Genomic DNA, 17,979 nt, shown 5'->3' with positions numbered 1-17,979 from the left:
ACTCACCTCAGGCGTTGGACACGGCCACGAGACGCGCCAGGACGGCCCGGGCCGCACCGGTCTCGATCGCCTGCCCCGCGCGGGCAACGCCCTCCGGCAAGGTAGGGGCCTTGCCCGCCACCACCAGGGCCGCGGCGGCATTGAGGATCGCGATGTCGCGATAGGCGGTGCGGGCTCCGTCGAGCACGGCGGTGAGCGCCGCCGCGTTGTGCTCCGGGTCGCCGCCGCGCAGGTCCTCGGGCGCCGCGAGCGCGATGCCGAACTCGCGCGGGTCGAGGGTGAATCGGCGCGTCGCCCCGTCCTCCAGCGCGACCACGGCGGTCGGGCCGGTGGTGGTGATCTCGTCGAGCCCGTCCGAGCCGTGCACGGTCCAGACCCGCCGGCTGCCGAGCTCGCCCAGCACCGCGGTCATCGGCTCGGCCAGGGAGGCGGCGTAGACGCCGAGCAACTGCCCGCCGACGCCGGCGGGATTGCACAGCGGCCCCAGCACGTTGAACAGGGTGCGGGTGCCGAGCTCGACCCGCACCGGCGCGACGTGGCGCATCGAGGCGTGGTGGGCCTGGGCGAACATGAAGCACAGGCCGGCCTCGGCGAGGCAGCGCGACAGACCGGCGGGATCGAGCCCGAGTTTCACGCCGAGGGCGGCCAGCACGTCGGCGGCGCCGGAGCGCGACGAGGCGGCGCGGTTGCCGTGCTTGGCCACCGGCACGCCGCAGGCCGCGACCAGGATCGCCGCGAGGGTCGAGACGTTGTAGCTGCCGGAATGGTCGCCGCCGGTGCCGACGATGTCGATCGCCTCGGCCGGCGCCGTCACCCGGGTCATGCGCTCGCGCATCGCGATCGCCGCGCCGGTGATCTCCTCGACCGTCTCGCCGCGCACCCGCAGGGCCATCAGGAAGGCGCCGGCCTGGGCGTGGGTGACCTCGGCCGACAGCAGGTGGTCGAAGGCGCGGCGCGCCTCGTCGCGCGTCAGCGCGGCGCCCGTGGCGACCTTCGCCAGGTAGGGCTTGAACGAGTCCATGACGGGAACGGGCCTAGGTGGGTCGGCGCGGGCGGAGTGAATGCAGGCCCGTCAATGCACGGCGCGGGCGCGCTTGTCACCCTGGCCGGCGTTCCAGGCCGCCGCGAGATCGAGGAAGTTGCACACCATCCGCTCGCCGTGCTGCGACAGCACGCTCTCGGGGTGGAACTGCACCCCGTGCACCGGGCGGCTCGCGTGCTCCAGCGCCATGATGAGGCCGTCGGCCTCGGCGGTGACGGCCAGATCCGCCGGGCAGCTCCCGCGATCGACGATCAGCGAATGGTAGCGGGTGGCGGCGAACGGACCGTCGATGCCGCGAAACAGGCCGCGTGCCCGGTGCTCGACCTGCGAGACCTTGCCGTGCATCGGCGCCGGCGCCCGCACGACGCGGCCCCCGAAGGCCTGCCCGATCGCCTGGAGGCCGAGGCACACGCCGAGCATCGGCACGCTGTCGCTGAGCGCGCGCACCACGTCGAGGCAGATGCCGGCCTCGCTCGGGGTGCACGGCCCGGGCGACAGCACCACGGCGTCGGGCGCGAGGCGGCGGATGTCGTCCACGCTCACCGCGTCGTTGCGCACCACCTCGATCGATCCGACCAGCGGCCCGATCAGGTGGACGAGGTTCCAGGTGAAGGAATCGTAGTTGTCGATGACGAGGATGTCGGACATGGGCGGGACTCGGGCGCGGCGTCGGGCGCGGCCGTCCTGTGGCCTCCGGCGGGGATCGCGTCAAGGCACGGCGGACCTGCCGCCCCGGGAAGCGCCGCCGTCTCAGCACTCCCCGGGGATAGCCGGCCGGCCGGCAAGGACCTAGGGTCGCGAGAACCGGCCGGCCGCTCCGCTCTCGGGTCCGTCAACTTGCATCTGGATCGCCGACCGTCCGATCGACTATAGAGGGGCGCCGTCGAGATCTGGCTTCGGGCTTGCCGCAGCGACGGACGACTCGGCTGCCGACCGTCCGGCAGCGGAATCGTCGCCGGGAGTCCGGTGATCGACTTCGCGTCATGGAGGGGGGCGTGGCGGTGAGACAGCACGAAGCCGGGGCGGATCCGCTCGGCGGCATCGCCGAGGGCGGGGTCGACCGGCTGCTGCACGGCGGGGAGCCGTCGGACGAGGGCGTCCCGCAGGCGGCCGCGCCGGCCGCGATGCCGCCGGCGCCGCTGAGCCCGAGCCTCACCGACACGGTCACGTTCCTCACCGGGATCAACCCGGACGGAACCCGTGCCAAGGACACGTTCGCGACCTACTGGGGCCGGCCGCCGGCCAAGCGCGGCGCGGCGATCCTCGGGACCGGCGCCACCGTCACCTACACCTTCGACAGCGTCTCGGCCTTCACCGAGACCGAGCGGGCGACGTTCCGCGACGCCCTCGACATGTGGTCCGCCGTGGCCGACGTGCGATTCGTGGTCGGGAGCGTGGGCGCCGACATCAGGCTGACGCGGGGCGCCAAGAACACCGGCGCCAACACCCGCAGCACGACGGTCAGCGGGGCGGGAGGCGGGATCGGCTCGTTCGCCGGCCAGACGATCGTCAACATCGAGACCGCCCGCTACGGCTTCGACCTCTCGGGTTCGCTGAGCCTCGTCGGCGGCTACGGGATGAGCACGATCATCCACGAACTCGGCCACGCCCTCGGCCTCGGCCATGCCGGTCCCTACAACGGCAGCGCCAATCCCGGGACCGACCAGTTCAGCGCCTACGACCTGCGCATGTGGACGATCATGTCCTACATCAGCCCCAGCATGGGGGCGTACGGCAAGTACAGCGACAGCTATGCCGCCACGGGCACCGACTGGACCAACCTGGCCGAAGGCGCGGTGATCTACTCGCCGCACACCTGGATGCCGGTCGACATCCTGGCGATCCAGCAATTGTACGGTCCCGCCAAGACGACGCCGTTCCGCGGCGGCCAGACCTACGGCTTCAACAGCACCATCACGGGGTCGCTGGCGCGCTTCTTCGACTTCACCCTCAACCCGCTGCCGGTGGTGACGGTCTACAGCCAGGGCACCGGCAACACGATCGACCTGTCGGGCTTCTCGCGGTCCTCGCGGCTCGACCTCAACGACGGCGCCTTCAGCAGCGCCAACGGGCTCGTCAACAACCTCGCGATCGCCTTCGGGACCGTGGTCGAGACCGGCATCACCGGATCCGGCAACGACACTCTGGTCGGCAACGAACTCGCCAATCTCCTCGACGGCGGCGCTGGCGCCGACACCCTGATCGGCGGGGCCGGCATCGACACCCTGCGGGGCGGCACCGGCAACGACGTCTACGAGGTCGACCGGGCCGAGGACGTGGTGGTCGAGGCGGCCGGGCAGGGGACCGACACGGTACTCGCCCGCGTCAGCTACGGCCTCGGACGCGGCGTCTCGGTCGAGACGCTCGCGGCGGCCGACCCGACCGCGACGGCCGGGCTGATCCTGAACGGGAACGAGTTCGCCAACACCATCGTCGGCGGCGCCGGCGCCGACCGGCTCGACGGGCGCGGCGGCGGCGACGTGCTGCGGGGGCTCGGCGGCAACGACGTCTACCGGATCGACAGCCAGGACGACGTCGTGATCGAGGCGGCGGGCGAGGGGATCGATACCGTGCAGGCGCGCGCGGACTACCGGCTCGCCGCTGGCCAGTCGATCGAGAAGCTCTACGCGCTCGATCCGAACTCCCGCGTCGGGCTCTCGCTGACCGGCAACGAGATCGCCAACCTGCTGCGCGGCGCCGCCGGGGACGACGTCCTCGACGGCGGCGGCGGCGCCGACACGCTCACCGGCGGTGCCGGGGACGACGTCTTCGTCATCGCCGCGCTCGTCGCCGGGACGATCGACCACATCGCCGACTTCGACGCCGCCCCCGGCGACCACGACACGATCCGGCTCGCCGCGAGCGCCTTCAAGGGGCTCAGGCCCGGGTCCCTGGCTCCGGCGGCGTTCTCGGTCGTCGGCGCGGATCCGCTCGGCGCCGACGACCGCATCCTCTACGACGGCAGGACCGGCGCCCTGTTCTATGATGCCGACGGCAGCGGCGCCGGGGCGCGGATCCAGTTCGCCAGCCTCGACAACCGGGCGCCGCTGATCGCGGCGGACTTCCTCGTGGTGTAGCCCGGGCGCGGTCAGCCGCCCCTGCGGCCGAGGAACGCCGCGATGCCGTCCTCGGCGGACCGGGCCAGCATGTTCTCGGTCATCACCCGGCCGGCATGGGCGTAGGCGTCGGCGAGCGGCATCTCGAGCTGCTCGTAGAAGGCGCGCTTGCCGACCCGAACGGTGTAGGCGCTGCGCGCCGCGATGCCGGCGGCGAGGTCCTGCGCCGCGGCGAGCGCCGTACCGGCCGGCACCACCCGGTTGACGAGGCCCAGCGCCCTCGCCTCCTCGGCATCGGCGAGTTCGGCGGTGAGCAGCATCGCCATCGCGGCCTTGCGCGACAGGTTGCGCGACAGCGCGACCATCGGGGTCGAGCAAAAAAGTCCGATCTGGACGCCGGGCGTGGCGAAGCGCGCCTCCTCGCCGGCCACCGCGAGGTCGCAACTCGCGACGAGCTGGCAGCCGGCCGCCGTGGCGATGCCCTCCACCGCCGCGATCACCGGCTGCGGCAGCGCCGGCACCGCCATCATCACCTGCGAGCACAGGTCGAACAGGGCGGCGAACTGCGCCGCGCCGCGGTCGGGCGCCTCGCGGTAGGCGGTCATCTCCTTGAGGTCGTGCCCGGCGCAGAAGGCCGGGCCGGCCGCGGCCACCACCACCGCGCGGATTGAGGCGTCGTCGGCGAGCCGCGCGAAGGCGTCGCGCAGGGCGCCGAGCAGGGCGGCCGACAGGGCGTTGCGGGCGCGCGGCCGGTTGAGCGTCAGGGTCGCGACCCCGTCGCGGTCGCTGCGCAGGAGAAGGCTGTCGTCCATCGTCGGGCTCCCGGAGCGCCCCTCCCGTGAGACGCCGTTCCTTCGCGCCATTGTCGGGCGGGGCGGTCCGTGCTGCAAGGAGACGGTTCCCGCCGAGCCAGCCCTGCATGACGACAGAACCCGTGATGAGCCGCGACGCCGTGGCCGCCTACCTCGACGAGGTGTTTCCGCAGATCCACCACGGCGGCCCGGGGCCGGTCGTCGCCGCGGTCGGGCCGATGAGCGCGGTCCTGCGGCTGCCCTACCACGACCGCCACGTGCGGCCCGGCGGCACCCTGTCGGGCCCCGCGATGATGATGCTCGCCGACGTGGCGTTCTACGTCGCGCTGCTGGTCCAGCTCGGCCCGGTGCCGCTCGCGGTGACCACCAGCCTGTCGTTCAACTTCCTGCGCAAGCCGGCCCGGCGCGACCTCCTCGGCGAGGCCCGGATCATGAAGCTCGGCCGGCGCCTCGCGGTCGGCGAGGTGCTGATCCGCAGCGACGGGAGCGACGACCTCGTCTGCCACGCCACCGGCACCTACGCGATCCCGGCTCCGGAGAAAAACGCGGTATCATGATACCGCATCGACGAACCTGCTCGGAAACATAGGGTTTTCCTGACCGCATTCGATCCGAACCGGCTTGACGCCGGTCCTTGCCAGCGCTAGAGACCCCGCCATCGCCGCCGCGCGTCCCAGCGCGGCGGCGTCCTGTTTTTCCCTCAAGCTCTTCGGGATCCAGCGCGATGAAGACCTTTTCGCTGAAGCCCGCCGACGTCGAGAAGAAGTGGGTGATCATCGACGCGAACGGCCTCGTCGTGGGCCGTCTCGCCTCGATCATCGCGATGCGTCTGCGGGGCAAGCACAAGGCCCAGTACACGCCCCACGTCGATTGCGGCGATAACGTCATCGTCATCAATGCGGACAAGGTGAAGTTCACCGGCCGCAAGTACAATCAAAAGGTGTACTACCACCACACCGGCTTCCCGGGCGGCATCAAGGAGCGCTCGGCGAAGGCGATCCTCGAGGGGCGCTTCCCCGAGCGCGTCGTCGAGAAGGCCGTGGAGCGCATGCTGCCGCGCGGCCCGCTGTTCCGGAAGATCCTCGGCAACCTGCGGGTCTACAAGGGCACCGAGCACCCCCACACCGCCCAGCAGCCGGAGACGCTCGACGTCGCCGCTCTCAACCGCAAGAACGTGAGCGCGTAAGATGGCGACCCTTCAGTCCCTCGCCGATCTCGGCCAGGCCAACTCGGCCAACCTCTCGCAGGGCGAGAACGAGGCCCCGGTCCACGTCCAGAAGCTGGACGCCCAGGGCCGCGCCTACGCCACCGGCAAGCGCAAGGACGCGGTCGCCCGCGTCTGGATCAAGCCCGGCGCCGGCAAGATCACGGTCAACGACCGTCCGATCGACACCTACTTCGCCCGCCCGGTGCTGCGCATGCTGCTCCAGCAGCCGCTCCAGATCGTCAACCGCATCGACCAGTACGACATCGTCGTCACGGTCGCGGGCGGCGGCCTGTCGGGCCAGGCCGGCGCGGTGCGCCACGGCCTCGCCAAGGCGCTGACCTACTACGAGCCGGAGCTGCGCTCGCCGCTCAAGCGCGAGGGCTTCCTGACCCGCGACGCCCGCGTCGTCGAGCGCAAGAAGTACGGCCGCAAGAAGGCCCGCCGCAGCTTCCAGTTCTCGAAGCGCTGATCCGGCGCCTCGCGCCACAGGGAAGGGCAGGTCCTCGCGGGCCTACCCTTTTTTTGTCGAGCGGGGTTCCCGGATCAGGCGGCGAGCGCCCGCTCCAGCTCGCCCTTCGACATCGACGAGCGGCCGGGGATGTTCTTCGCCCGCGCCTGCTTCATCAGGTCGGCCTTGGTGGCGCCGCCGTCCTTGCGCGCCGCGGCCGCCTTGCGGGCGACGTCCTTCGGCTGCTTGGAATGCTGCTTGCCCTTGGCGCTGTCGGCCCGCTTCTTGGCGGTGCTGCGGGCGTACTCCTCGTCGCTGAGGCTCTCGCGGGCCTTCTTCGGCAGGTAGCGCTCGCCGGTCTTGCCGCTCTCACGCCCCGACTTGGTGCCCCACTCCTCGTCGGTCCACTGCTTCAGATGATTGTCGTCGCTCTTCTTGCCCTTGTAGCCGCCGCCGGCCTCCTTGTAGTCGTGCGTCGCGAGCTGGGCCTTGCGGGCCGACCATTGGCCGGGCTTGCCGCCCTTCGACGACTGGGTGACCTTCTTCTTGACCTTGTCCCACAGCTTCGGGTCGGACTTCTGTGCGGTCTCGGACATGGCGTGATCCTGTTGGGCTGAGTCGACCGGTCAACAGGAGCGTGCCCGGGCCGGTTCCGAGTCCCTTGCGTCACGGGTGTGGATGGAGGCTTTGCCGGCAAGGTGCGACAGGGCCATCGCTTCAGAGCGATTGCCCTGGTTTTTTGCTTGGCCTCAGGCGCCGGCAGTCACGCGCGACACGTCGTGTCGCCGTGACTTTGGCTTTCGCTCCGCTCTGCGTTCAGGCGGACATTCGTCCGCCCGAACCTGCTCCGCGGGGCGCTCTTCGCGCCCGCCATCGAGCGTCGCCCTGCGGGCGACCGCAGGACAATCGTTGAAGCGATTCCCCTGCGAGGCGCGATATCCCCGCTTGACTCGGGCGACACGGATCCCCAATCCACCGGCGGCCGATCGGGTCCGTTCCGACCGCGACGGCGATCCGGAAGTTCCGCCATGACCACCCTGCAACGTCCCAGCGTCTTCATCGACGGCGAGGCCGGCACGACCGGTCTCGGCATCCGCGAGCGCCTCCAGGGGTTCGACGACCTCACCCTGCGCTCGATCCCGCACGAGCAGCGCAAGGACCCGCAGGCCAAGCGGGCGCTGCTGGCCGAAGTCGACCTCGTGGTCCTGTGCCTGCCGGACGACGCCTCGCGCGAGACCGCGGCGCTCGCCGATTCGCTTCCGGATGGCGGGCCGCGGCTGCTCGACGCCAGTACCGCCCACCGGGTCGCCCCGGGCTGGACCTACGGCTTCGCCGAGCTCGCGCCCGGCCAGGAGGCGGCGATCCGCGCCTCGCGCCGGGTCGCCAATCCGGGCTGCTACCCGACCGGCGCGATCGCGCTGCTGCGGCCGCTGATCGATGCCGGGCTCCTCCCCGCCGACCACCCGGTCAGCGTCAACGCGGTCAGCGGCTACAGCGGCGGCGGCAAGTCGATGATCGCCGATTACGAGGCCGGCACCGCGCCGGCCTTCCAGCTCTACGGCCTCGGCTTCGGTCATAAGCACCTGCCGGAACTCCAGACCTATGCCGGCCTGACCCGCCGTCCGATCTTCATTCCCTCGGTCGGCAACTTCCGGCAGGGCATGCTGGTGAGCATCGCGCTCCACCTCGACACCCTGCCGGGCCGGCCGTCGGCGGGCGACCTCGAAGCGGCGCTGGTGGCGCACTACGCCGGCGGTGGTCAGGTCTCGGTCGTGACCGGGGCGGAGGAGGGGGCGCATCGCGAGCGGATCGAGCCCGAGGCGCTCAACGACAGCGACCGCCTGGAACTGCGGGTGTTCGGCTCGGACGACCACCGGCAGGCGGTCCTGGTGGCGCGCCTCGACAACCTCGGCAAGGGCGCGTCGGGCGCCGCGGTGCAGAACCTGCGGCTGATGCTGGATCTCGATTGAGGGCGGGGGCGTGTCATCACGCCCCGGCTCGCTCCCGACCCGGCTCAGTCCCCGCCGAGATTCCGCCGCAGCCACTGCGCGTAGTGCTGGGTGATCGCCACGACGCGGCGGCTTTCCGAGGCCGGGTCGTACCAGGCCCCACCGAAGCTCGCCGGCGTCGCCGAGAGTTGCGGGTGGCGCAGGAGCACCTCGCCGCGCGGGCCGACCACCAGCGCCTCGCCGTCGAGATAATCGGTGTTGGTGCCGTTGCCGCCCCGGCCGCGGCCGTTCTCGCTGCCGGCATAGGGATTGAGCGACAGGCCGGTCACCCGCACCACCAGAGAGGGCCCGCGGCCGCCGATCCGGTCGGCGAAGGCCTGGTCGAGAGCGGCCTGCAGGTCGGCCCGGACCCGATCGGCGAACACGTCGAGCCCGCGGGCGTAGAGCGGGCCGACATCGACCCGCACCGCCGAGAAGCGCGTCCCCGGCGCCAGGGTCGCGTCCTGCGCCGCCGCCGGGCCGGCGGCGAGCAGCCCCGCGGCGACCAGTAGCCTCGACCATCGCGTCATCGGATCCTCCCGCTTCGGTCCCGCGGCATAGACGGGACGGGAGCGAACGGCAACGCTTCGGCCCCGAGCGGCTCAGGCGCCGAACCGGACGCCGACGACCTCGTAGGACTTGCCGCCGCCGGGGGTGGACACCTCGACGGTGTCGCCGACGCCCTTGCCGATCAGCGCCCGGGCGATCGGAGAGGTGATCGAGACCCGGCCCGAGCGCACGTCGGCCTCGGGCTCGCCGACGATCTGGTAGGTCTTCTCCTCCTCGGTGTCCTCGTCGACGAGCTTCACGGTGGCGCCGAACTTGATCTTCGAGCCCGAGAGCTTGGTGACGTCGATGACCTCGGCGCGGGCGATCAGGCTCTCCAGTTCCAGGACCCGGCCCTCGTTGTGCGACTGGGCTTCCTTGGCGGCGTGGTACTCGGCGTTCTCGGAGAGGTCGCCGAGCGCCCTCGCCTCGGCGATCGCCTGGATGATGCGCGGGCGCTCGACCTGCTGGCGATGCTTCAGCTCTTCCTCCAGAGCGGCGAACCCCCGGATCGTGATCGGAACCTTGTCCATCGTCGTTGTCTCGCGTCACAAGCAATGGGCCCGGGGAATGCGCCGCCGCACTCCACCGGGCCTGAACTGAACCGTCCCACGCGCGCGGCGCGGGGTGTCGGATGCGGGCGCGCCTGTCCCGCTGCCGCTCACGCCGCGAAGTATTCCTGAAGGGCGCGCACCTCGAGATCTCCCTCGAGATAGGCCTTGATCCCCTCGGCCGCGGCCATGGCACCGGCGAGAGTGGTGTAGTACGGCACTTTATGCAAGAGGGCCGCCCGGCGCAGGGACCGGGAGTCCGACAGCGCCCCGGCGCCCTCGGTGGTGTTGAACACGAGGTGGATGCCGCCGTTCTTGATCGCGTCGACGACGTGCGGCCGGCCCTCCAGCACCTTGTTGATGCGGGTCGCCGCGACGCCGTTCCGCGCGAGGTAGACCTGGGTGCCGGTGGTCGCCAGCACCGAAAAGCCGAGATCGGCCAGCATCCGCACCGCCGGCAGGATCCGGGCCTTGTCGTCGTCGCGCACCGACACGAAGACCGTGCCGGCCTTCGGCACCTGGGTGCCGGAGCCGAGCTGGCTCTTGGCGAAGGCGACGCCGAAGCCGCGGTCGAGGCCGATCACCTCGCCGGTCGAGCGCATCTCCGGCCCGAGCAGCACGTCGACGCCTGGGAAGCGGGCGAAGGGAAAAACCGCCTCCTTGACCGCAATGTGGGCCAAGGTCTTGGGCTTGAGGCCGAAATCGGCCAGCCGCTCGCCGGCCATGATCCGGGCGGCGATCTTGGCGATCGGCTCGCCGATCACCTTGGCGACGAACGGCACCGTGCGCGAGGCGCGCGGGTTGACCTCCAGGACGTGGATCACCCCGTCCTTGATCGCGTACTGCACGTTCATCAGGCCGCCGACCTTCAGCGCCAGGGCCATCGCGCGGGTCTGGCGCTCCAGTTCGGCGATGGTCTCAGGGGGTAGCGAGCGCGGCGGCAGCGAGCAGGCGGAATCGCCCGAATGGATGCCCGCCTCCTCGATGTGCTCCATGATGCCGGCGATGTAGACGTCGGTGCCGTCGCAGACCGCGTCGACGTCGACCTCGATCGCGTCGGCGAGGTAGCGGTCGAACAGCAGCGGGTTCTTGCCCAGCACCGTGTTGATCTGGCCGGTCTTGTCGTTGGGGTAGCGCGCCTTGACGTCGGACGGGATCAGGCTCGGCAGGGTGTCGAGCAGGTAGTCGGCGAACTGCGTCTCGTCGCGGATGATCGCCATCGCGCGCCCGCCGAGCACGTAGCTCGGGCGCACCACGAAGGGCAGGCCGAGATCGGCGGCGACGAGCCGGCTCTGCTCGACCGAGAAGGCGATGCCGTTCTTCGGCTGCTTCAGGTGCAGCTTATCGAGCAGGCGCTTGAACTGGTCGCGGTCCTCGGCGAGGTCGATCGCGTCCGGCGAGGTGCCGAGGATCGGCACGCCGGCCTCCTCCAGGGCGCGGGCGAGCTTCAGCGGGGTCTGGCCGCCGAACTGCACGATGACGCCGTGCAGGGTGCCGGCCTGCCGCTCGGTCTCGATGATCTCCAGCACGTCCTCGGCAGTCAGCGGCTCGAAGTACAGCCGGTCCGAGGTGTCGTAGTCGGTCGAGACCGTCTCCGGGTTGCAGTTGACCATGATGGTCTCGTAGCCGGCATCCGACAGCGCGAAGCAGGCGTGGCAGCAGCAATAGTCGAACTCGATGCCTTGCCCGATCCGGTTCGGGCCGCCGCCGAGGATGATGACCTTCTTCTTGTCCGAGGGCAGCGCCTCGTCCGCGACCGCGCCGGCGAAGGGCGCGACGTAGGTCGAGTACATGTAGGCGGTCGGCGCCTTGAACTCGGCCGCGCAGGTGTCGATGCGCTTGAACACAGGACGCACCTGCAACGCCCGCCGGGCCTCGCGCACCGCCGCCTCGTCGGTTCGGGCGAGAACCGCGAGCCGGGCGTCGGAGAAGCCCGCGGCCTTGAGCTGGCGGAAGGCGCCGGGGGTCTTCGGCAGGCCGAAGCGGCGCACCTTGGTCTCGAGGTCGACGATCGCCTGGAGCTGCTCCAGGAACCACGGGTCGATGGCGCAGGAGGCGTAAACGTCCTCGTGGCTGATCCCGAGGCGCAGGGCCTGGGCGACCTTCAGCAGCCGGTCCGGGGTCGGCGTGCCGAGCGCCGCCTTGATCGCGTTGCGGTCGTCGCCCTTGCCCAGCCCCTCGATCTCGATGTCGTCGAGGCCGGTGAGCCCGGTCTCCAGCGAGCGCAGGGCCTTCTGGAGCGATTCGGCGAAGCAGCGCCCGATCGCCATCGCCTCGCCGACCGACTTCATCGCGGTGGTCAGCGTCGGCTCGGCGCCCGGGAACTTCTCGAAGGCGAAGCGCGGGATCTTGGTGACGACGTAGTCGATCGTCGGCTCGAACGAGGCCGGGGTGGCGCCGCCGGTGATGTCGTTGGCGATCTCGTCGAGGGTGTAGCCGACCGCGAGCTTGGCCGCGACCTTAGCGATCGGGAAGCCCGTCGCCTTCGAGGCCAGCGCCGACGAGCGCGACACCCGCGGGTTCATCTCGATCACGATCATCCGCCCGGTCTTCGGGTCGATCGCGAACTGCACGTTGGAGCCGCCGGTCTCGACGCCGATCTCGCGCAGGACCGCGAGGGAGGCGTCGCGCATCACCTGATACTCCTTGTCGGTGAGCGTCAGGGCCGGCGCGACGGTGATCGAGTCGCCGGTATGGACCCCCATCGGGTCGAGGTTCTCGATCGAGCAGACGATGATGCAGTTGTCCGCCTTGTCGCGGACGACCTCCATCTCGTACTCCTTCCAGCCGAGCACCGATTCCTCGATCAGGACCTCGTTGGTCGGCGAGGCGTCGATGCCGCGCTCGACGATGTCGAGGAACTCTTCCCGGTTGTAGGCGATGCCGCCGCCGGTGCCGCCCATGGTGAAGGACGGCCGGATGATCGCCGGCAGGCCGACCTCGGCGAGCGCGATCAGGGCCTGGCCGAGCGCGTGCTCGCTGTAGCGCTTGCGCCGGTCGGCCTCGCCGGCGGCCCACTTCCGCTCGTAGGCGGCGAGCGCCGCCTTCCGGGCGGCCGGGTCGCTCTCGGCGGCCTCGATCCGGGCGATTTCGGCGAGGTAGGCGTCACGGTCGCCCTTCTTGGCGGCCGAGGCGTTGGCCAGCGCCGATTTCGGGGTCTCCAGCCCGATCTTGGTCATCGCGTCGCGAAAGAGGCTGCGGTCCTCCGCCTTGTCGATCGCCTCGGCGGTGGCGCCGATCATCTGGACGCCGAATTTTTCCAGCACGCCCATCCGCTTGAGCGACAGCGCGCAGTTCAGCGCGGTCTGGCCGCCCATCGTCGGCAGCAGCGCGTCGGGGCGCTCCTTCTCGATGATCTTGGCGACGATCTCGGGCGTGATCGGCTCGACATAGGTCGCGTCGGCCATCTCCGGATCGGTCATGATCGTCGCCGGGTTCGAGTTGACCAGCACGATCCGGTAGCCCTCCTCGCGCAGGGCCTTGCACGCCTGGGTACCGGAATAGTCGAACTCGCACGCCTGCCCGATGACGATCGGGCCCGCGCCGATGATGAGGATGGAGGAGATGTCGGTGCGCTTGGGCATCGGGCGCTTCGGTCTCGTGCGGCGCGCGCCGGTCTTCGCGCCGGCGAAGTGCCACCCGGGAGGGCGGCCGCGGGCGAGGGGATCCGGAGCGGCGGGGATTGTCGTTGCGCGCCTATACCATTGAGCGAGCGCGAAAAGGAAGGGCGGGCGGAATCGGAGAGCGCCGGCACGGTGGACGGCGACGATCCGGTGAGCGGCCCGGGCGGCGCATCCGGGTGTCCGGCACGCCGTCGGGTCAATCCGCCCCGTCCGGCGGCCCCGGCTCCGGTGGCGTGGCCGGCACCGGCGTCGCGGCGCGGGATCGTCCGAGGCGCGCGCGCGCCGATCGGCTGGCCGCAGCCGCCACCAGTGCGCTCCAGTCGTCGGGCGGATCGCCCTTGTGGAGCATCCCCCGGAAGACCGCATAGGCATCGGACCGGCGTCCATAGGCCCGCAGGGTGGTCTCGTCGTTCACCCAGGCGAGAACGATCACCCGGCTCCCGCCGCTGGCCCTGAAGCGGAAGAACAACCGGAACTGCTGCAGGAACTTCACGCGGCGCCAATGCGCGTGGCCGTCGCCGAGGGTACCGCCCTGACGGTACTCGGGCCGGGTCGGGTCCTCCGGGATGATCTCGAACGCGACCCTCAGGACCGCCGCGAGCAGCTTGGCCGCGCGCTTCCGCGAAAATCCCTCCGGGTCCTTCGACCTGGCCTTCTCGACATCGGCGACGAAGCCTTCGAGTTGATTCAGGAACAGCGGGTGCGCGTAGATCGTCCACCCGTTGATGACCGGGGGATCGTCGCTCACTCCTCGTCGTCCGGCAGAGGTTGGTCGAGATCGACCTCGACGCCCTCGACCAAGGCCGCGGCACGCCGGTAGAGGTCTCGGGGAACGGGCCCGATGGCCTCCGGCCGCTCCGCGAGATCGCGCTCCAGCAGGTCCAGGAACGGACCGAGCGCCGGATCGTCCCCGGCCGGAGGATCCGCCCTGGCGATGACGACCGTGCCGTCGGGGAGTCCGCGGAAGACGACGCGCCGGGACTCGCCCAACCGAAGCATCCGCCGCACCGCCGCCGGGACCGTGGTCTGTCCCCGCTCGGTGATCGTGGCGGGGATCTCCAGAAGGCCAGCCGGCTTGGTCATGGTCGCGTCCCTTGCATCCGCAGGAGGGTAATGCATTTGCATTGCCGATCAAGTCCGCCGATCCCCCCCTCGACGGGTCGTCGGGCCTGCGTGAGGACGGGAACGCGGAGACACCGATGGACGCACGCGACTGGACGTTGGTGACGGGAGCGTCGAGCGGCATCGGCGCGGCGATCGCCCGGGCCTTCGCGGCCCGCGGTCACGCCCTGGTGCTGACCGCCCGGCGCGAGGACCGGCTCCGGGATCTCGCCGCCGAATTGGGCGGCCTCGTGCCGGTGGAGGTGGTTCCCGCGGACCTCGCCGAGCCGGAGGCGCCGGGACGCCTCCTCGCCCGGGTCGCCGAGCGCGGCATCGCCCTGCACACGCTGGTCAACAATGCCGGGTTCGGCCTTCGCGGGCGTCTGGTCTCGCATCCCGAGGCGGATGTCGCCGGGATGATCGCGCTCAACGTCGCGGCGCCGACGATGCTGGCGCGCCTGATCCTGCCGGACCTGATCGCCCGGCGGCGGGGCGGCATCCTGAACGTCGCCTCGGTGGTGGCCTACCTGCCGGGGCCCAACATGGCAGTCTATCACGCCACCAAGGCGTACCTGCTGTCGCTGTCGGAAGCCCTGCACGAGGAGGCGCGGCCGCACGGGGTGGTGGTCACCGCCGCCTGCCCGGGGACGACCGCGACGGAGTTCAATGCGAGGGCCGGGGAGTGGGGATCGCGCCGCCGGCGCGGCGGGATGAGCGCGGAGGCGGTGGCGCGGATCGCGGTGGACGGCCATTGCGCCGGTCGGGCCGTGGTGGTGACCGGCCTCGCCAACCGTGCCGCGGTGCTCGGCGCCCGCCTCGCGCCGCGGCGCCTCAGCCGCAAGGTCGCGGCCCGGATCCAGGGCTGATCCGGAGGCCGTCATCTCCGGTTCAGTCCCGCCCCGCCACAGGGAACGGGTCCGCGATGCGGGAGCCGGCGGGGGCGGAATGGGAATCGAACGCGTGACCGGAAGCCCGATCCTGTCGCGCAGGGAGGGTCTGACCGCGCTGGGCCGCCAGTTCGTCGTCTACGTGGCGGTGAGCCTCGTGGCGCTCGCCGTGCATTACGGCCTGCTCGTCCTCCTGGTCGAGGCGCTGGCGGTCGATCCGGTCCCGTCGGCGATGACCGGCTACGTCGCCGGGGGCGTCGCCTCCTACGGGCTCAATCGGCGCCTCACCTATGCCAGCGAGCGGCCCCACGCCGAGGCGGGCTGGCGCTTCGCCGTCGTGGCGACGGTCGGGCTCGGCCTGACCTGGGGCGTGATGCGCGGGCTCACCCGCGGCGCCGGCCTCGCCTACCTGCCGGCGCAGCTCCTCACCACCGGCCTCGTCCTGTTCTGGAACTTCGCCGGCCACCGGCTGTGGACCTTCGCGCAGCCGCGCCCGGTACCCTGACGCGACGAAGGCCGCCTTGCCTAGGGGAAGACGGCCTTCGCGAGAAACGGGATGGAGCGCCGGATTATTCGGCAGCGACGGTCTTCTTTCCCTTCTCGGAGCCGCGCTCGGCGCGCTCGGCGATGCGGGCCGACTTGCCGCGGCGATCGCGCAGGTAATAGAGCTTGGCGCGGCGGACCTTGCCGCGGCGGCTCACCTTGATCGAGTCGATCAGCGGCGAGTAGATCGGGAAGACGCGCTCGACGCCCTCGCCGTAGGAGATCTTGCGGACGGTGAAGTTCTCGTTGATGCCGGCGCCGGCGCGGGCGATCACGACGCCCTCGTAGGCCTGGACGCGGGTGCGCTCGCCTTCCTTCACCTTGACGTTCACGATGACCGTGTCGCCGGGCTCGAAGTCCGGGACCGTCTTGTTGAGGTGGGCGATCTGTTCCTGATCGAGCTGTTGGATGATGTTCATGTCGTGCTCCGGCCGGGCGCCCGGCCCTCGGGATGAGGTCCGGTGCAGGATTTCGGCATCCTGTTGTGAGTTGGCCGGCTCCATACAGGAGCGCGGGCGGCTTGTCGACAGGGGGAGTACGCCTCACCAGGGCAGTCGCTTCGGAGCGATTGCCCTGGACGCCTCACCCTCGCGGCCGGAACGCCAGCAGGGTCATGTCGTCCCGCCTCGGCTCGTCGCCGCGCCACGCGGCGAGGTCGGCCTCCAGCGCCCGCACCTGGGCGTCGAGCGGCAGGGCGCCGTGGCGCAGCAGCATCGCGGCGACGCCCGAATGGCCCAGCAGCCGGCGGCGTTCGCCGCCCATCTGGTCGGTCACGCCGTCGGTCATCAGGTAGAACGCCGCGCCCGGCGCGAGCGGCACCGCGACGTCGGCGGGCGGCTCCGGGGCGCGGGCGCCGAGCCGGTAGCCGAGGCCGCGCCGGGCGCCCCGGATGCGGGTGATCCCGCCCTCCGCCATCACCGCGAGGCCGAGGCCGGCGCCGGCGAACCGCAAGGTCCCGGCGCCCCGGTCGAGGACGCAGACGGCGCAGTCGAGGCCGTCGTCGGAATCCGAGCCGGGGCGATCCTGGCGCAGGCGCGCCCGCACCATGCCGTCGAGGGCGGCGAGGATCGCGGCGGGCGAGCGCAGGCCGTGGTCGTGCAGGATGCGGTCGAGGGCCGTCGCCACGATCAGGGTCAGGAACGCCCCGGGCACGCCGTGGCCGGTGCAGTCGGCCACGAGCAGGATGCTGGTGCCGTCGAGATCCTCGATCCAGAACGAATCGCCGCCGACGACCTGGAGCGGCTCCCACAGCACCGCGACCTCGATCCCGGCCGGGGCCAGGGCGGCGCGGTCGGGCAGGACCGAATCCTGGATCCGGCGGGCGTAGCCGATGCTCTCCAGCACCAGGGCGTTGGCCCGGGCGAGGCGGGCATGGGCCCGTTCGAGCTCGGCGAGGAGGTGCCGGGCCTCGTCGCCGCTGCGCAGGCCCTCGACCATCCGGTTGAAGGCCGAGGCGATCGCGTCGATCTCGTTGCCGGCCCGGGCGCCGCCGCCGAGGTCGACGGTGGTCCAGCGCTTGTGCTCGACCTCGCGCATCGCCGCGTTGAGCCGCCGGAGCGGCGCGATGACGTGGCGGCGCATCGTGGCGTCGAGGGTGACGACGACCGCCAGCATCAGCACGAGGCATGCGGCGAGAGCGATCAGGAACTGGTTCTCGGCGCCGGCGCGCAGGGCCTCGGCCGAGAGCACGACGGTGAGCTGTCCCGGCGGGCCTCCGGCCTGGGCCACCGGGACCGCGACCTGGACCAGCTCGAAGCTGCGCCCGCGGGGCGGCTCGCCGAGGCTCGCCACGACGGCGCCGGCGCCGTCGCGCAGGGTGGCGGAGCGGAAGGCGGGGTCGAGGGACAGGGCGTGGAGCTGCGACCGGGCCGCGTCGGGCTGGCGGGCCGCGCCCGCCGCGGCGATCGCGTTGGCGGTGAGGGCCGCGGTCAGCGCCGCGCGCTCGCCGTAGAGGCGGATCTGGTCGCCGTAATTGACCCACGCGACCGCGACCTGGGTCAGCAGCACCACCGCGCCGATGACCGGGTAGATGCGCAGGAACAGGGTGCGGGACAGCCGGTCGAGATCGCGCCCCCGCCCGGCCCCGCGCAGGGCGCCGGGCGCCAGGATCGCCTCGCCGTCCCCGGCCCGCGGAGGAACCGGGGCCGCGGGCGCCGCGCCGCGGCGCAGCGGGCC

At 71.6% G+C, this 17,979-nt stretch carries 18 protein-coding genes; 7 read left to right on the top strand and 11 right to left on the bottom strand.

Annotation, left to right across the window (positions count from 1 at the left end; translation table 11 throughout):
* Positions 1-7: 7 nt before the first annotated feature.
* Both trpD and EOE48_RS22975 read right to left on the bottom strand, forming a co-directional pair.
* Entirely contained in the window at positions 8-1,021 is a 1,014-nt protein-coding gene (gene trpD, locus EOE48_RS22980) for an anthranilate phosphoribosyltransferase (protein WP_127733220.1), read from the bottom strand.
* Between the two features lie 51 nt (positions 1,022-1,072).
* Positions 1,073-1,690 carry an anthranilate synthase component II gene (locus tag EOE48_RS22975; protein ID WP_127733219.1) on the bottom strand — a complete coding sequence of 206 codons (618 nt, stop codon included), beginning with the start codon at positions 1,688-1,690 and terminating at the stop codon, positions 1,073-1,075.
* 353 nt (positions 1,691-2,043) lie between these two features.
* Here EOE48_RS22975 and EOE48_RS30295 point away from each other — a divergent pair, with 353 nt between their 5' ends.
* Positions 2,044-4,119, top strand: a complete 2,076-nt coding sequence (locus EOE48_RS30295) for a M10 family metallopeptidase C-terminal domain-containing protein (RefSeq protein ID WP_187371518.1) — start codon at positions 2,044-2,046, stop codon at positions 4,117-4,119.
* Between the two features lie 11 nt (positions 4,120-4,130).
* Here the strand turns inward: EOE48_RS30295 and EOE48_RS22965 are convergent, their stop codons facing one another.
* Entirely contained in the window at positions 4,131-4,910 is a 780-nt protein-coding gene (locus EOE48_RS22965) for an enoyl-CoA hydratase (protein ID WP_127733217.1), read from the bottom strand.
* 107 nt (positions 4,911-5,017) lie between these two features.
* On the opposite strand from EOE48_RS22965, the gene EOE48_RS22960 reads away from it, so the two are divergent.
* From EOE48_RS22960 to rpsI, 3 genes are all read left to right on the top strand, one after another.
* Positions 5,018-5,467: a PaaI family thioesterase gene (locus EOE48_RS22960; RefSeq protein ID WP_127733216.1), complete on the top strand. Its 450-nt coding sequence runs from the start codon at positions 5,018-5,020 to the stop codon at positions 5,465-5,467.
* 167 nt (positions 5,468-5,634) lie between these two features.
* Complete coding sequence (gene rplM / locus EOE48_RS22955) at positions 5,635-6,096, top strand: 50S ribosomal protein L13 (protein ID WP_127733215.1); 462 nt, start codon at positions 5,635-5,637, stop codon at positions 6,094-6,096.
* 1 nt (position 6,097) lies between these two features.
* Complete coding sequence (rpsI, locus tag EOE48_RS22950) at positions 6,098-6,586, top strand: 30S ribosomal protein S9 (protein ID WP_127733214.1); 489 nt, start codon at positions 6,098-6,100, stop codon at positions 6,584-6,586.
* Positions 6,587-6,660: 74 nt separating this feature from the next.
* Here the strand turns inward: rpsI and EOE48_RS22945 are convergent, their stop codons facing one another.
* Positions 6,661-7,161, bottom strand: a complete 501-nt coding sequence (locus tag EOE48_RS22945) for a hypothetical protein (protein WP_127733213.1) — start codon at positions 7,159-7,161, stop codon at positions 6,661-6,663.
* 432 nt (positions 7,162-7,593) lie between these two features.
* On the opposite strand from EOE48_RS22945, the gene argC reads away from it, so the two are divergent.
* On the top strand, positions 7,594-8,535 hold the full coding sequence (gene argC, locus EOE48_RS22940) for an N-acetyl-gamma-glutamyl-phosphate reductase (RefSeq protein ID WP_127733212.1): 942 nt from the start codon (positions 7,594-7,596) through the stop codon (positions 8,533-8,535).
* 44 nt (positions 8,536-8,579) lie between these two features.
* Here argC and EOE48_RS22935 read toward each other — a convergent pair whose 3' ends face one another.
* The 5 genes from EOE48_RS22935 to EOE48_RS22915 form a co-directional block, all read right to left on the bottom strand.
* Positions 8,580-9,083, bottom strand: a complete 504-nt coding sequence (locus tag EOE48_RS22935) for a hypothetical protein (protein ID WP_127733211.1) — start codon at positions 9,081-9,083, stop codon at positions 8,580-8,582.
* 72 nt (positions 9,084-9,155) lie between these two features.
* Positions 9,156-9,632 carry a transcription elongation factor GreA gene (gene greA, locus EOE48_RS22930; protein ID WP_127733210.1) on the bottom strand — a complete coding sequence of 159 codons (477 nt, stop codon included), beginning with the start codon at positions 9,630-9,632 and terminating at the stop codon, positions 9,156-9,158.
* Between the two features lie 128 nt (positions 9,633-9,760).
* On the bottom strand, positions 9,761-13,234 hold the full coding sequence (carB, locus tag EOE48_RS22925) for a carbamoyl-phosphate synthase large subunit (RefSeq protein WP_127733209.1): 3,474 nt from the start codon (positions 13,232-13,234) through the stop codon (positions 9,761-9,763).
* Between the two features lie 235 nt (positions 13,235-13,469).
* Positions 13,470-14,021: a type II toxin-antitoxin system YhaV family toxin gene (locus EOE48_RS22920; protein WP_127733208.1), complete on the bottom strand. Its 552-nt coding sequence runs from the start codon at positions 14,019-14,021 to the stop codon at positions 13,470-13,472.
* Complete coding sequence (locus tag EOE48_RS22915) at positions 14,018-14,356, bottom strand: type II toxin-antitoxin system PrlF family antitoxin (protein ID WP_127733207.1); 339 nt, start codon at positions 14,354-14,356, stop codon at positions 14,018-14,020. The genes EOE48_RS22920 and EOE48_RS22915 overlap by 4 nt, the downstream gene beginning before the upstream one ends.
* A 116-nt stretch (positions 14,357-14,472) precedes the next feature.
* Between EOE48_RS22915 and EOE48_RS22910 the strand changes: the two genes are divergently transcribed.
* Together EOE48_RS22910 and EOE48_RS22905 are read left to right on the top strand one after the other, a co-directional pair.
* Complete coding sequence (locus EOE48_RS22910; protein WP_127733206.1) at positions 14,473-15,240, top strand: SDR family NAD(P)-dependent oxidoreductase; 768 nt, start codon at positions 14,473-14,475, stop codon at positions 15,238-15,240.
* A 94-nt stretch (positions 15,241-15,334) separates the two neighbouring features.
* Positions 15,335-15,766 (top strand): GtrA family protein, encoded by a 432-nt coding sequence (locus tag EOE48_RS22905; RefSeq protein WP_246154721.1) that lies wholly within the window; start codon positions 15,335-15,337, stop codon positions 15,764-15,766.
* Between the two features lie 64 nt (positions 15,767-15,830).
* Here the strand turns inward: EOE48_RS22905 and rplS are convergent, their stop codons facing one another.
* The gene (gene rplS, locus EOE48_RS22900) at positions 15,831-16,223 is read right to left on the bottom strand and encodes a 50S ribosomal protein L19 (RefSeq protein WP_127733204.1); all 393 of its coding nucleotides are present in this window, start codon (positions 16,221-16,223) and stop codon (positions 15,831-15,833) included.
* Positions 16,224-16,386: 163 nt separating this feature from the next.
* Positions 16,387-17,979 (bottom strand): SpoIIE family protein phosphatase (locus tag EOE48_RS22895; RefSeq protein ID WP_127733203.1); only part of this gene is annotated, 1,593 nt, incomplete at its 5' end.

Source organism: Methylobacterium oryzihabitans, from assembly GCF_004004555.2.
In the GTDB taxonomy this organism is placed as follows: domain Bacteria; phylum Pseudomonadota; class Alphaproteobacteria; order Rhizobiales; family Beijerinckiaceae; genus Methylobacterium; species Methylobacterium oryzihabitans.
The sequence above is the reverse complement of the archived record's forward strand: the minus strand, read 5'-3'. Positions and strand labels throughout refer to the sequence as shown.